Origin of the sequence: Cellulomonas phragmiteti, assembly GCF_016862775.1 — a bacterium.
In the GTDB taxonomy this organism is placed as follows: domain Bacteria; phylum Actinomycetota; class Actinomycetes; order Actinomycetales; family Cellulomonadaceae; genus Cellulomonas; species Cellulomonas phragmiteti.
Genome location: NZ_BONP01000015.1, coordinates 46,084 through 58,661, shown reverse-complemented (window position 1 = coordinate 58,661; position 12,578 = coordinate 46,084). Strand labels below are relative to the sequence as shown.

The following is a 12,578-nucleotide window of genomic DNA, read 5'->3' as shown; positions in this document are numbered from 1 at the left end:
AGCCGTGCACGGCCCCGCGGCCCGCCGCCGCGGCGCCGGGTCGGCGGCCGGGTCCGCCGCGCGCCTACCGCGCGGCGCCGGCCGGCAGGAGGAGGCGGACGACCGTGCCGTGGCCGACGCGCGACCGCAGGGTCGCGCGGCCCCCGTGCCGCTCGGCGACCACCCGCACCAGCGCGAGCCCCAGACCCGAGCCGGGCGTCCCCCGGGCGTCCCGGCCGCGCGCCAGCTCGTCGAACACGACGCCGACCTCGTCGTCGGGGATGCCGGGTCCGCTGTCCGCGACCTCGACGACGACCGCACCGTCCTCGTCCGAGCCGCGCACCTCGACGGGCGTGCCGGGAGGTGAGAACTTCACCGCGTTGCCGACGAGGTTGACGACCGCCAGGTACAGCAGGTCGACGTCGCCGCGGACGTGGGGCAGCGGCCACGGCACGGTCGGCAGCGTGATCCTCACCGCCGGGGCAGGGCGTCCGCCGGCCGCGGCCTGCGCGCACACGTCGTCGACGGCGTCGCGCACCACCTGCGCGACGTCGACGTCCTCCTGCTCGATCGGCTGCGTCTCGAGCTCCGCCAGCTTGCGCAGGTCGGCGACCAGGTGCGCCAGACGCCCGGCCTGCGCGTCGAGGGTCGCGTGCGCCCGCACGGCCGCCGGGTCGTCGCCCGGCGGCAGCCCGGCCGCCGCCGCGCGGATCGCCGTCACCGGGTTCTTCAGCTCGTGGTCGAGGCGCGCGAGGAACCGACGGTGCCGCGCGCGCTCGTCGGCCCGCCCGGCGTCCTCGGCACCCGCCAGGGCGACCGCGAGCGCCGCCGCGCGACGCGCCCGCAGGGCACCGACCCCGAGCACCGCGGCGCCCAGGGCGAGCCCGCCGACCGCGAGCGCCACCGGCAGCCGCGTCGTGGTGACGACCAGCAGCGCGCGCCCCGACAGGGCCACCCCTGCCCCGGCGACGAGGCCGACGAGCGTGACCGCGAGCGCGGCGGCCCACCACCGGCGCGTCGGCGCGGGACTCACGTGCGCGGCCCGCTCGTCGGCACCCCGCGCGTCACCGGACCGCAGAAGCGGTAGCCCGCGTGCGGGACCGTCTCGACGAACCGCGGCGCGGCGGGGTCGTCCCCCAGCGCCCGGCGGATCTCGGCGATCCGGTGGTCGACCGCACGGGTGGTCACCATGGACTCGAAGCCCCACAGCGCCGACAGCAGCCGCTCGCGCGTCAGCAGCTCCCCCGGGTGGGTCATGAGGTAGTCCAGCAGCAACGACGCGCGCGGCGTGAGGGCGACGGGCACCCCCGCGAGCAGCACCCGCCGGGCGGCGCGGTCGACCTGCAGGTCGCCGCTGACGAGCGTGGAGGCGGCCGCCAGCGAGGGCTGCCCCGGCACGGCCCGGCGCAGCACGGCACGCACGCGCGCGAGCAGCTCCTGCGGGTCGAAGGGCTTGTTGAGGTAGTCGTCGGCGCCCTCCTCGAGAGCGGCGGACCGCTCGTAGGACTCGCCGACCTGCGTGAGCAGGACCACGGGCGTCCAGTCGCCGTCCGCCCGCAGCCGCCGCACCAGGCTGCGCCCGTCGAGCCGGGGCATGAGGACGTCGCACACGAGGATGTCGGCGGGCTGCGCGGCGTGGGCGGTGAGCGCCTGCGCACCGTCGCCCGCGGTGCTGACCCGCAGCCCGGACCGTTCCAGGAACGGAGCGAGGCCGTCGAGGATCGCCTGCTCGTCGTCGACGAGCAGCACGTGCGCGGGGTCTCTCACGCGTGCGCACCCCAGAACGCCAGCACGCCGAGCAGCAGCAGGGCGTACAGCAGGCAGGTGCCGTACCCGAGCACGAGCCCGACCACGGCCATCCAGCCACCGCTGTCCCCCGACCGGCGGATCTGCCGCAGCGCGACGTGCCCGAGCACCACGGGGACGACCGCGAAGCCCAGCAGGCCGCTGACGAACGCCGCGACCGCCATCGCGTTGGTGCGGCGGGGCGCGAGGGGCGGGCCGTAGCCGGGCGGCGGGCCGTAGGCGGGGGCGGTGCCGTACCCGTACCCGGGGGCGGTGCCGTAGGCGGGGCCGGGTGGCGGGGTAGTCATGGTCGCTCCTCTCGGGGATGCGGTCGGGGGCGGGGGCGGCGGGGCGGCAGGTCAGGGCGGGGGCGGCAGGTCAGTCGACGTCGAGGCGGACGACGCCCACGGGGCCGTAGCCGACGTCGGCGCCCGTGGCCTCGACGCGGGGCGTGCCGTCCTCCCAGGCCACGCGCGCGCCCGCCCCCAGGAGGGTGACGGTGCCGACGTGGGCGACGACGGCCTGCACGCCGGAGGCGTCGACGACGAGGTGCTCGACCCGGCCCGCGAGGACGCGCGTGCCGGCGCTGCGGACGGTCAGCGTGGCGCAGTCGTCCGTGACCTCGACCGTCTCCCCCACGTCCAGGACGGTCAGGTCACCGCCCGCGCACGTCGCGGTGCGGGTGACCGACTCGGTCAGACCGGCACGCTCGAGCACCGGGGGCAGGCCCGAGCCGCGCGGCCCGGCGTCCGACGCCGACGGACCCGGCGTCCCGGTCCCGGGCGCGCGGGGCGCCCGGGTGGCGGGCGTCGGCTCGGCGGACGCCCGCCGCGCGTCGAGCTGCGCGACGAGCGTCAGCTCGTCCGTAGGCGTCGCGTCGGCGTCGACGACCGCCACCGAGCAGCCGCCCAGCAGCACGGCCACCACCGCACACCCCGCGAGCGCCCGTCGGGGACGTGACGCGCTCACGACGGGACGACGATCTCGACGCGCCGGTTCAGCTGCCGCCCGGCGGGGTCGTCGGCGCCGTCACGCGTGTTGGGTGCCACAGGACGCGTCTCGCCGAACCCGACCGGCTCCAGGGCGCCCCGCATGCCGCGCTGCGTCAGCGCCGCCGCGACGGCCGCCGCCCGGCGCTCGGACAGGTCCTGGTTGTACGCGTCGGAGGCGATCGCGTCGGTGTGGCCCTCGACGCGCGCGGTGGGGACGTCTGCGAGCACCTGGGCCACGGCGTCGAGCGTCGCGGCCGCGTCGGGCCGCACCTGCGCGCTGTCGAAGTCGAAGAGCACGGCGGCGTCGAGGACGAGGCGCGTGCCGCACGAGGGTGCCGGCCCGATGACGCCCATCGACGGGAACACGCCCAGCGGCGGCACGGGCGCCAGCGGCTCCACCCGGACGGGCACCGTGCCGACCAGCCCGGTGCCGTCGCCGTGGTTCTCCACGGTCAGGTCGGGCGAGTCGTACAGGCCCGAGCCGTCGCCGTAGTGGGTGATGGTCACGTCCCCGGCCGTGTAGGTCCCGGACCCGTCGCCGTAGTTGGTGATGGTGCGGTCGCCGCGCGACCAGGTGCCCGAGCCGTCGCCGTACAGCGTCACCGACGTCGTGCCGTCGTCGTACGTGCCGGAGCCGTCGCCGTAGCTGGTGACCGAGGTCGTGCCGTCGTCGTACGTGCCGGACCCGTCGCCGTACACGGTGACGGAGGTGCCGTTGAGGGTGTACGTCCCCGAGCCGTCGCCGTACGTGGTGACCGCCCCGTCCGGGCCGGTGAACGTGCCGGACCCGTCGCCGTAGGCCCACAGCTCGCCGCCCTGCGCGTCGCAGCGCTGCGGCTGCACGCGGACGCCCGGCAGGTCGCCCACGGCCGCGTCGACCTCGATCGCGAAGCCCGCGAGCGAGGCGTCGAGCATGCTGAGGTCGGGCAGCAGGATCATGGGGACGGGCGGGACCTCGCCCGGGCCGTAGCCCGGGACCGTGGGGACCGCGGGACCCGTCGGGGTGGCGGTGGCACGGGCGGTGGCGCGGTCACGCGTGGGCTCCGCGCTGGGTGCGGCGGTGTCCACGGCGCCGCTGCAGGCGGTGAGCAGCGTGGTCAGGAGCACCGCGACGACGGCGGACGGTCGGCGGGTGACCGGTGCGAGGGCGTCGGACATGACGGACAACCTAGGGCGGATCGTCGGGGTCACGGTCCCGAGGATGTCGCGGACGTGTCGCAGTCCTGCGACAGGTCGGCACGTTTCACCCGCGGCGTCACCCGCGCGGGCGACCGGACCGACGAGCCGTCGTCTCAGAGGTCGATCTGCTCGTCGATGACGCGCCCACCGAGCACCTGCGCGACGAGCGGCGCCCCCACGAGCCCGGACTGGCCGATCGTCGGGTCGTCGGGTGACGGCTCGTCGGGCTCGGTGGGCCGGCGGCGGGAGGCGGCCGCGCGCGCGGCGGCGACGCCGCGCTCGCGGGCCGTCCCGCCCGCAGGCGCGGAGGTCGGGGCGCCCGCGGAGGCCGGGCCTCCGGCCGTGGGTGGGGCGCGGTCCGGGACGGGCGGGGCAGCGGCGGCCGGGCGTGGTGCGACCGGGCCGCTGCGCCAGGGGTCGTCCGGCTCGTCGCCGGGCGGGATGTCGTCGTCCGTCGGGTGGGCGACGGTCGGGCCGCTCCCGTCCGCTGCCGAGCCCCGGGCTCCGGGGCCGGGCGCCTCGCGGGGGGCCGACGCGCCGTCGCCCGGTGCGTTGTCACCGGGGCCGGACTCCCACGGCGGGACGGGCCGTCCGGGTCCACCGGCGCCCGCTGCCCGGTCGGCTCCGGCACCCGGCCCGTCCGGCCGGCGCGCCTGCGGGCCCGACGGGTCCGCGCCGGGGCCGCCGGTGCTCGAGGTGCGCTCGCGCGACGTCCCGCCGGGGCGATCCGGGGTGGGCTGAGCCGGAGCGGGGTGACCCGGGGTGGGGTGGCCCGGGGTCGCGGCGTGGCCAGGGGGCGCCGCGTGGCCCGCGGCGCCGGTGGGCTGCTCACCCTCGGGGCGCGCGGCCTGCCGCGGCGACGCGACCGGGTCGTCCCAGGACGCCGCCGCCCGCTCCCGCGACATCGCGGTCGGGCCCTGCGGGACGCCGGGGGTCGACGTCGCGGCCGGCCGCGGGCTCGCGGCGGCGGGCTCGTCGAGCACGGCCTCGACCCGTGCGGTGACGCCGAGGGTCTCGGAGAGCGCGCGCGCGACCACGTCGCCGTGGTTGCTGTTGCGGAAGGTGGTGACGAGCCCGGGCTGCGCGAAGCCGAGGCGCAGCGTCGTCGCGTCGAGCTCGAGGACCTGCGCGTGCTGGTTGACGAGCGCCCACGAGGGCAGCCGCAGACGCCGCAGCGTGGTCAGCACGTCGGGCCACCGACGTCGCAGCATCTCGGTGTCGGCCGCGGCCGCGGCGGCACCCGGTACCGGCGCCGCCGGGGCGGAGGCTGCCGACGCGGAAGCTGCCGGCGCGGGAACCGCCGGAGAGGGAGCCGCAGGCGCGGGAGCCGCAGGCGTAGGAGCCGCAGGCGCGGGCGCCGCGGACGGGTCGACGCGCCCGGCTGCGTCCTCCCGCGGGGCCTCGTCGGCGTCGAGGTCCGTGTCGGTGTCGGTGTCCGCGTCGGTGTCGGTCTCGGTCTCGGTGTCCGTGTCCGCGACGCGCGACGCGGTGGGACCGGAGGGCTCCTCCGGCGCGGGGGCGGGCGCCGCCTCGGGCTCGTGCACCTCGTCCGGGACGACCGCCACCGGTCGGGCGGCGGGCGCGGGCGGCGGCGGGGGCGCCACGGGCGGGGCGACGGCAGGCGGCGCGGCCACCTCGTGGAGCACGGCGGGTGCGGCGCCGACGGCGGGCAGCCCGCGCTCGAGCCGGTCGATCCGAGCGCCGAGCCCTGTGCGCGTGTCGTCGGCGCCCGGCAGCAGCAGCCGTGCCATCAGCAGCTCGAGGTGCAGCCGGGGCGACGTCGCCCCGACCATCTCGGTGAGGGCGGCGTTGGCCAGGTCGGCCGAGCGTGACAGCTCGGACGGTCCCAGGTGGGTGGCCTGCCGGCGCATGCGGTCGAGCTGGTCCGTCGGGACGTCGCGCAGCACCGCACCGGCCGCCTCGCCGGAGGCCGAGATGACGATGAGGTCGCGCAGGCGCTCCAGGAGGTCCTCGACGAACCGTCGCGGCTCGTGGCCCGTCGCGACGACGCGCTCGACCACCCGGAACGCCGATGCGCCGTCGCGCGCGGCGATCGCGTCGACGAGGTCGTCGAGCAGCGACGTGTGCGTGTAGCCCAGCAGCGCGACCGCACCCTCGTAGTCGAGGCCTGCCGACCCGGACCCGGCGATGAGCTGGTCGAGCACGGACAGGGTGTCGCGGACCGACCCGCCGCCGGAGCGGACGACCAGCGGCAGCACGCCGGAGCCGACGGGCACGCCCTCGGTCGTGCACAGCTGCTCGAGGTACGGGACGAGCACGTCCGGCGGCACGAGCCGGAACGGGTAGTGGTGCGTGCGGGAGCGGATGGTCCCGATGACCTTGTCCGGCTCCGTGGTGGCGAAGATGAACTTCACGTGCGGCGGCGGCTCCTCGACGATCTTCAGCAGGGCGTTGAAGCCCTGCGGGGAGACCATGTGCGCCTCGTCGAGGATGAAGACCTTGTACCGGTCGCGCGCGGGCGCGAACGTCGCCCGCTCCCGCAGCTCACGGGCGTCGTCGACACCGCCGTGGCTGGCGGCGTCGATCTCGACCACGTCGAGCGACCCGGAGCCGCCGCGGGCCAGCTCGACGCACGACGGGCACACGCCGCACGGGGTGTCCGTGGGGCCCTCCGCGCAGTTGAGGCAGCGGGCGAGGATGCGTGCGCTCGTCGTCTTGCCGCACCCGCGCGGACCGGAGAACAGGTACGCGTGGTTGGCCTGGCCCGAGCGCAGCGCCTGCCGCAGCGGCGCGGTCACGTGGTCCTGCCCGATCACCTCGGCGAAGGACTCGGGCCGGTAGCGGCGGTACAGCGCTGTCGTCACGCCCCGAGCCTAAGCGCCACCACCCACCGGCCGGCACCGCCGTCCCCACCTGCCGGGGCCGGTCGCGGCCGGGCGGCGGGCGGGTCAGTCGGCACGCACCACCGTGTCCGCCAGCACGCGGTGCAGCAGGGGGCGGGTGACCTCGGTGGCCGCCACGACCAGCGCGACCCCGACGGTCAGGCTGCCCACGAGCAGCAGCAGCCCCTGCGGAGCCGTGACGGCGGCCATCCCGAACAGCGGGAAGAACATCACGAGCGCGGCGAGCGCCGAGCCCACCGACACGACCAGCAGCGGGACCAGCACCTCGCGGCGCCGCGCCTCGTCGAACAGCTCGGCGGGCACGCCCGCCAGCCGCGCGAGCGACAGCTCCCGGCGACGGTCCAGGACGGACGCCGCCTGGGCGATGCCGGCGGACACGGCCGCGAGCAGGAACGTGATCGTCAGGGTCAGCAGGGCGCCGGTGAGGATGTCGGCCGTCAGCAGCGCGTCCTGGTCGCCGCCGCCGCCCGTGCTCGCCATGGTCGGCACCACCGCCAGGCACCCGGCGACGAACGACGCGAGGCCGAGCCCGCCGACGACGCGCCAGGTCGCCCGCGGGTCGTCGAGCAGCCGACGCGCCGCCAGCAGCTGCGCGGGCGTGCGGGCCGTCCGCAGCCGCAGGCGGCCGAGCAGCCCCAGCACCCACGGCCCCACCGCGTTCATCGTGAGGAACGCCAGCGCCAGACCGCCGAGCAGGAAGGCGACGAACGCCGCCAGCGGCATCCCGCCGATCCCCGACACGATCATGAAGAACCCCATCGCGACGACGACGACCACGGCCCGCACCGCCCGCAGCCGCGGCCGGGCCGCGCGCTGCGCGACGCCCAGCGGCGAGACCACGACCCGGCGCAGCGACACCGCACCGCTGACGGCCGCGAGCAGCGGGACGACCAGCCACGCCAGGAGCACCACGGGCACGCCGACCCACAGCTCGCCGGCGGTGAACGGCCGTCCCTGGAACGGCACCTGCGTCCACACCGGCAGCAGCGCGCCGTACAGGACGGTCCCGACGACCGCACCGGCGAGCCCCTGCAGCGCGGTCTCGACGAGCGTCAGCCCGACGACCTCGCGCGGCGTCGCACCGAGCAGCCGCAGCGCCGCGAGCCGGGCGTCGCGCCGCGCGACCCCGAGCCGTGCGGCCGCTCCCCCGAGGGTGAGCAGCGGCACGACCAGCAGGATCGTCGCGGTCACGGCGAGGATCACGTAGAAGCCGCCGACCTCGCGCTCGAGCGCCGTGGTGGGCCGGTCCGCCCGTGCCACGAACCCGAGGAGCGCGGCGACGACCGACAGCGTCAGCGCGGTGGACACCGCGAACGCGGTCACCGCGAGCAGGGTCGTCGTGCGGCTGTCGCGCCCGCCGGCGCGCTGCAGCCGCGGCGCCAGCGCCAGGACCGGGTTGACGCTCACCGGGCACCACCGGCACCGAAGACGTCCGCGACCCGCGCGGCACCGAGGTGCGCCGGCAGGACGCCCGCGTCGCGCTCACCGGGTCGCGGGCCGGCACCGCCGCCGGTCGTCGACCCCGGTGCGACGACCCGGCCGTCGCGCACGTCGATCCGCCGGTCGCACCAGGCGGCGACGTCCGCGTCGTGCGTGACGACGACCAGCGACGCCCCCACCGCGCGCGTCGCGTCGCGGAGCACCTGCATGACGTCGTGGCCCGTGGCCTGGTCGAGGGAGCCCGTCGGCTCGTCGGCGAACACGACCTCGGGGCGCGTGATCAGCGCCCGGGCGACCGCCACGCGCTGCGCCTGCCCGCCCGACAGCTCACCGGGCCGGCGCCCCTCGGCCCCCGCGAGCCCCAGCGCCGCGAGCCACTGCCCCGCGGACGCCTGCGCGTCGGCGCGCGAGGCCCCGGTGAGCATGGCGGGCAGGGCGACGTTCTCCAGCGCCGACAGCTCCGACAGCAGCTGGCCGAGCTGGAAGACGAACCCGTACCGGCGCCGGCGCAGCAGCGAGCGCTCCTTCTCGGACAGCGCCTGCACCTCCAGCCCGCGCAGCGCGACCGTGCCCGACGTGGGCACGAGGATCCCGGCGAGGACGTGCAGGAGCGTGGACTTGCCGGACCCCGACGGGCCCATGACGGCCAGCGACTCGCCGTCGGCGAGGTCGACGTCGACGCCGGCCAGGGCGGACGTGTCACCGAACCGGTGGACGAGCCCGCGGGCCGCGAGACGGGGGACGGCGCCGGCCCAGGCCGACGTGACGGGGGTGGTGTCGCTCATGCGTCGATCGTCCGGCCGGGTGCGTGCCGCGCGCGTCCCGCGTGGGGCCCGTCGCCGCCCGCACCGCCTGCGACCCGGGGCGGACGCCGCACGCCGGCGGACCCGCCCCCGGTCGCACTCCGCGTCGTCCGCGGGCATGCAAGGACCCCCCGCACACCCGCCAGAGCTCGCCTGCCCTTGCTGCCTTCCGGCCCTGGGGGAGTTCAGCGAGATGACGCCGTACGAGGGGTCTGCGCACCACCTTAACGCAGGTGGCGGGGCGGTCGTGCAGCGCGTCGGCTCAGTAGGCCACGGGCGGGATGCGCTGCGTCGGCGGGCCGTCGTCGCCGTCCTGCCGGGCGATGCGCTCGGTGGCCGGGCCGGCCGGCGCGGTGCGCCGCGGGCGGGCGGGGCTGCTGGACGTGACGCTGCGCCGCGCCGGGCTCGGTGCCGACGAGCGTGCCGTGCGGGGCGCCGCGGTCGGCGGCTCCACGACGTCCGCGTCGACGACGTCCTCGACGTCGTGACGCACCGGGGCCGCCTCCAGCGGGGCGGGGCCGGGGCGGGACAGGTCGCCGCCGCGCGCAGGCTCGCTGCCGGGCGCGGGGTCGCTGCCGGGCGCGGCGTCGCCGCCCCACTCGGGCCAGTCGGCCAGGGCGTCGTCGTCGGAGGCCGCCGCGGGCGTCGTGGCCTCGCCGACCGTGGGCGACGCGCCCGTGCGCGGCGACGGGTCCGCGGCGCCGTCGCTCCCGCCGTGCGCGTCGGCACCGGCGGGCGCCGCCATGAGCCGCGAGGCACCCCACAGCCCCAGGCCGACGACCACGGTGTACGTGCCGCCGAGGACCAGCAGGACCGCGACCCCGACGCGCTCGTCGGCGTCGAGCGACAGCGCGACCACCACGCCCGCGACCGTCACGACGACCCCCCACACCACGGCCAGGACGGCCAGCCGGTGCACGACCCCGCGGTGACCGCGGCGCAGACCGACGACCGCGCCGAGCACCCCGAGGGCCGTGGTGACGAGGGCCGCCAGCGTGACGAGCAGCCAGGTCGCCGTGCCCTGCACGGCCAGCACCAGCAGGCCGACGAGCGCCATCGCCACGGCGGGGAGCGTCAGGACACCGACCGCGACACCCGCGAGCGGGCTGCGCCACGTCTCGACGTCCCAGTCGTCCAGCAGGCGCCGGGACGTCGCGTCGGGCGCGGGTCGGGCGCCGTGCGGCGGGCGGTCCTCGGAGGTCTGCGACGGGTCCTGGGTCATGGGACCACGCTAGCCATGGCGGGACGATCCGGACATCCGTCCGGCTGCCGCGGGACGGACCTGCACGCTCCCCTCACACGTGCCCGCCGGCAGCAGGGTGCACGCACGTCGCGACGCGCGGCGCGGACCGCGGGCGCTCCCCGGCCGGTGCGCGCCATGATGGCGCCATGCCCGACCCGAGCCGCCCCGACCCGTCCAGCCCGATCCGCACCGCTCGCGGGTCCGTCGCGATCGTCGGCGGCCACGTCGTCCCCGTCGCCTCACCCCCGGTCGACGGCGCGACCGTGCTCGTCGAGGACGGTGTGGTCACCGCCGTCGGCACGGACGTCGTCGTGCCCGACGGGGTCCGGGTCGTCGACGCGACGGGCCGCTGGGTGCTGCCGGGGTTCGTCGAGGCGCACGCCCACATGGGTGTGATGGAGGAGGCCGAGGGCTGGGCCGGCGACGACACCAACGAGCGGACGGCGCCGAACGGCGCGGCGCTGCGGGCGATCGACGGCATCAACGTCGAGGACGAGGGGTTCCGCGACGCGCTCGTCGGCGGGGTGACCTCCGCAGTCGTCAAGCCGGGGTCGGCCAACCCGATCGGCGGGCGGACGGTGGCGATCAAGACGTGGGGCGGTCGGACGGTCGACGAGCAGGTGATCCGGCACGACGTGTCCGTGAAGTCGGCGCTGGGCGAGAACCCCAAGCGCGTGTACGGGGAGCAGAAGAAGCTGCCGTCGACGCGCCTGGGCGTCGCGGCGGTGATCCGCGGGGCGTTCGTCGACGCGCAGGGGTACGCGGCACGTCGTGACGCGGCGGCCGCCACGGGTGAGCCCTTCGACCGGGACCTCGCCCGGGAGACGCTCGCGGCCGTGCTGGCCGGCGAGCTCGCGTGGGACCAGCACACCCACCGCGCCGACGACATCGCCACGGCGCTGCGCCTGGCCGACGAGTTCGGGTACCGGCTCGTGATCAACCACGGCACCGACGCCGCGGCCGTGGCCGACGTGCTCGCGGAGCGCGACGTGCCGGTCATCTTCGGCCCCATGTTCACGTCCCGCTCGAAGGTCGAGCTGCGCAACCGCTCGATCGCGCACCTCGGTGTGCTGGCGCGCGCGGGGGTGCGGGTCGCGATCACCACGGACCACCCGGTGGTACCCATCAACTTCCTGGTCCACCAGGCGTCGCTGGCCGTCAAGGAGGGGCTGGACCGGGACACGGCGCTGCGCGCGCTGACGGTGAACCCGGCGCAGTTCATGGGCCTGGACGACCGGGTGGGGTCGCTGACCCCCGGGCTCGACGGGGACGTCGTGATCTGGTCCGGCGACCCGCTGGACGTGACCGCCCGCGCCGAGCACGTGTTCGTCACCGGCACCGAGGTCTACACGTGGGACCCGGACGCCCGCGGGGGCCTGGGCGAGGGCCGCGTCCGCGAGCGCGCCACCCGCTTCACCTCCTGACCCCCTGACCCCGTCTCCCCGGCCGGACGAGGGCGCCGCGTCAGTCCGCCAGGACGTGGCGCAGGTATCGGTGGGGGTCGTCGAGGAACGCCCGCCACGACCTGACGAGGTCGAGGTCCTCCCAGGCGCACTCGCGCAGCCCCCACTCCCCCACCTCGTAGACCGTCGCGCCCGGCAGGGACGCCAGCAGCGGCGAGTGCGTCGAGAGGATCACCTGCGAGTCGTGCTGCACCAGGTCGTGCAGGTGCTTGAGCAGCGCGAGGCTGCCGGTGAACGACAGCGCGGACTCCGGCTCGTCGAGCACGTAGAGGCCGGGGTACATCATCCGCGAGCCGATGAGCTCGAGGAACGACTCCCCGTGCGACATCTCGTGGAACACCGGGTCGAACCCGGGGTGCTCGTCGAGGTACGTGTAGAAGCCGTGCATCGTCTCGGCCCGCAGGAAGAACCCGCGCCGCGGCGCGCCGGCACCGCGGACCAGCTGGATGTCGTGCGCGAACCCCGACTCGGTGGGCCGGGTGCGGTGCATCGAGCCCGTCGAGCCGCCCTCGGCCGCCATGCCGAAGGTGGTGGCGATGCCCTCGACGAGCGTCGACTTGCCCGCGCCGTTGTCGCCGACCAGCACGGTGGCCGGGCCCAGGTCCCAGCCCTGCTCGAGGACGTGCCGGACGGCGGGGATCCTCAGGTGCCAGTCCCCGCCCCGCTCACCGTCGAGCTTGGGGTCACCGGCCTGGACGCGTCGCACGGGCAGCGTGCTCCACGGACCCGTGCGCGCGACCATGGGACCACCCCACCACGGACCACCGACGTCGTCGACGCCCGGCGCCCGCCGCATGCCGCGCGGCCCCGTGGACGACGAAGGGCCCGCC

The 12,578-nt window shown here is 77.2% G+C and carries 11 protein-coding genes and 1 other RNA gene; 1 reads left to right on the top strand and 11 read right to left on the bottom strand.

Features of this window, described 5'->3' with window-relative positions; genetic code table 11:
- Positions 1–64: 64 nt before the first annotated feature.
- The 10 genes from Cph01nite_RS12865 to Cph01nite_RS12820 all read right to left on the bottom strand — a co-directional run bounded on the left by Cph01nite_RS12865 (position 65) and on the right by Cph01nite_RS12820 (position 10,264).
- Positions 65–1,012, bottom strand: coding sequence for a sensor histidine kinase (locus tag Cph01nite_RS12865; protein ID WP_203674773.1), 948 nt, complete (start codon positions 1,010–1,012; stop codon positions 65–67).
- A complete protein-coding gene (locus Cph01nite_RS12860) occupies positions 1,009–1,746 on the bottom strand; it encodes a response regulator transcription factor (protein ID WP_203674771.1) in 738 nt (245 codons plus the stop codon). The genes Cph01nite_RS12865 and Cph01nite_RS12860 overlap by 4 nt, the downstream gene beginning before the upstream one ends.
- A complete protein-coding gene (locus tag Cph01nite_RS12855; RefSeq protein WP_203674769.1) occupies positions 1,743–2,072 on the bottom strand; it encodes a DUF4190 domain-containing protein in 330 nt (109 codons plus the stop codon). Before Cph01nite_RS12855 ends, Cph01nite_RS12860 begins: the two co-directional genes overlap by 4 nt.
- Positions 2,073–2,142: 70 nt before the next feature.
- Complete coding sequence (locus Cph01nite_RS12850; RefSeq protein WP_203674767.1) at positions 2,143–2,688, bottom strand: hypothetical protein; 546 nt, start codon at positions 2,686–2,688, stop codon at positions 2,143–2,145.
- 41 nt (positions 2,689–2,729) lie between these two features.
- Positions 2,730–3,914 carry an OmpA family protein gene (locus Cph01nite_RS19245; protein WP_203674765.1) on the bottom strand — a complete coding sequence of 395 codons (1,185 nt, stop codon included), beginning with the start codon at positions 3,912–3,914 and terminating at the stop codon, positions 2,730–2,732.
- A 134-nt stretch (positions 3,915–4,048) separates the two neighbouring features.
- Positions 4,049–6,760: a DNA polymerase III subunit gamma and tau gene (locus tag Cph01nite_RS12840; RefSeq protein ID WP_203674763.1), complete on the bottom strand. Its 2,712-nt coding sequence runs from the start codon at positions 6,758–6,760 to the stop codon at positions 4,049–4,051.
- Positions 6,761–6,844: 84 nt separating this feature from the next.
- On the bottom strand, positions 6,845–8,206 hold the full coding sequence (locus Cph01nite_RS12835; protein ID WP_203674761.1) for an FtsX-like permease family protein: 1,362 nt from the start codon (positions 8,204–8,206) through the stop codon (positions 6,845–6,847).
- Positions 8,203–9,024: an ABC transporter ATP-binding protein gene (locus Cph01nite_RS12830; RefSeq protein ID WP_203674759.1), complete on the bottom strand. Its 822-nt coding sequence runs from the start codon at positions 9,022–9,024 to the stop codon at positions 8,203–8,205. Before Cph01nite_RS12830 ends, Cph01nite_RS12835 begins: the two co-directional genes overlap by 4 nt.
- 137 nt (positions 9,025–9,161) lie before the next feature.
- An RNA gene (gene ffs / locus Cph01nite_RS12825) (signal recognition particle sRNA small type) lies at positions 9,162–9,258 on the bottom strand.
- A 46-nt stretch (positions 9,259–9,304) separates the two neighbouring features.
- Entirely contained in the window at positions 9,305–10,264 is a 960-nt protein-coding gene (locus Cph01nite_RS12820) for a hypothetical protein (protein WP_203674757.1), read from the bottom strand.
- 167 nt (positions 10,265–10,431) lie between these two features.
- Between Cph01nite_RS12820 and Cph01nite_RS12815 the strand changes: the two genes are divergently transcribed.
- Positions 10,432–11,709, top strand: coding sequence for an amidohydrolase family protein (locus Cph01nite_RS12815; RefSeq protein WP_203674755.1), 1,278 nt, complete (start codon positions 10,432–10,434; stop codon positions 11,707–11,709).
- 40 nt (positions 11,710–11,749) lie between these two features.
- On the opposite strand, the gene Cph01nite_RS12810 is transcribed toward Cph01nite_RS12815, so the two are convergent.
- Entirely contained in the window at positions 11,750–12,490 is a 741-nt protein-coding gene (locus Cph01nite_RS12810; protein WP_203674753.1) for an AAA family ATPase, read from the bottom strand.
- Positions 12,491–12,578: the final 88 nt, after the last annotated feature.

Excerpts from the sequence above, each read along its gene's own strand:
- Cph01nite_RS12855 (WP_203674769.1), bottom strand. The coding sequence starts at position 2,072 with ATGACTACCCCGCCACCCGGCCCCGCCTACGGCACCGCCCCCGGGTAC.
- Cph01nite_RS19245 (WP_203674765.1), bottom strand. The coding sequence starts at position 3,914 with ATGTCCGACGCCCTCGCACCGGTCACCCGCCGACCGTCCGCCGTCGTC.
- Cph01nite_RS12830 (WP_203674759.1), bottom strand. The coding sequence starts at position 9,024 with ATGAGCGACACCACCCCCGTCACGTCGGCCTGGGCCGGCGCCGTCCCC.
- Cph01nite_RS12820 (WP_203674757.1), bottom strand. The coding sequence starts at position 10,264 with ATGACCCAGGACCCGTCGCAGACCTCCGAGGACCGCCCGCCGCACGGC.
- Cph01nite_RS12815 (WP_203674755.1), top strand. The coding sequence starts at position 10,432 with ATGCCCGACCCGAGCCGCCCCGACCCGTCCAGCCCGATCCGCACCGCT.
- Cph01nite_RS12810 (WP_203674753.1), bottom strand. The coding sequence starts at position 12,490 with ATGGTCGCGCGCACGGGTCCGTGGAGCACGCTGCCCGTGCGACGCGTC.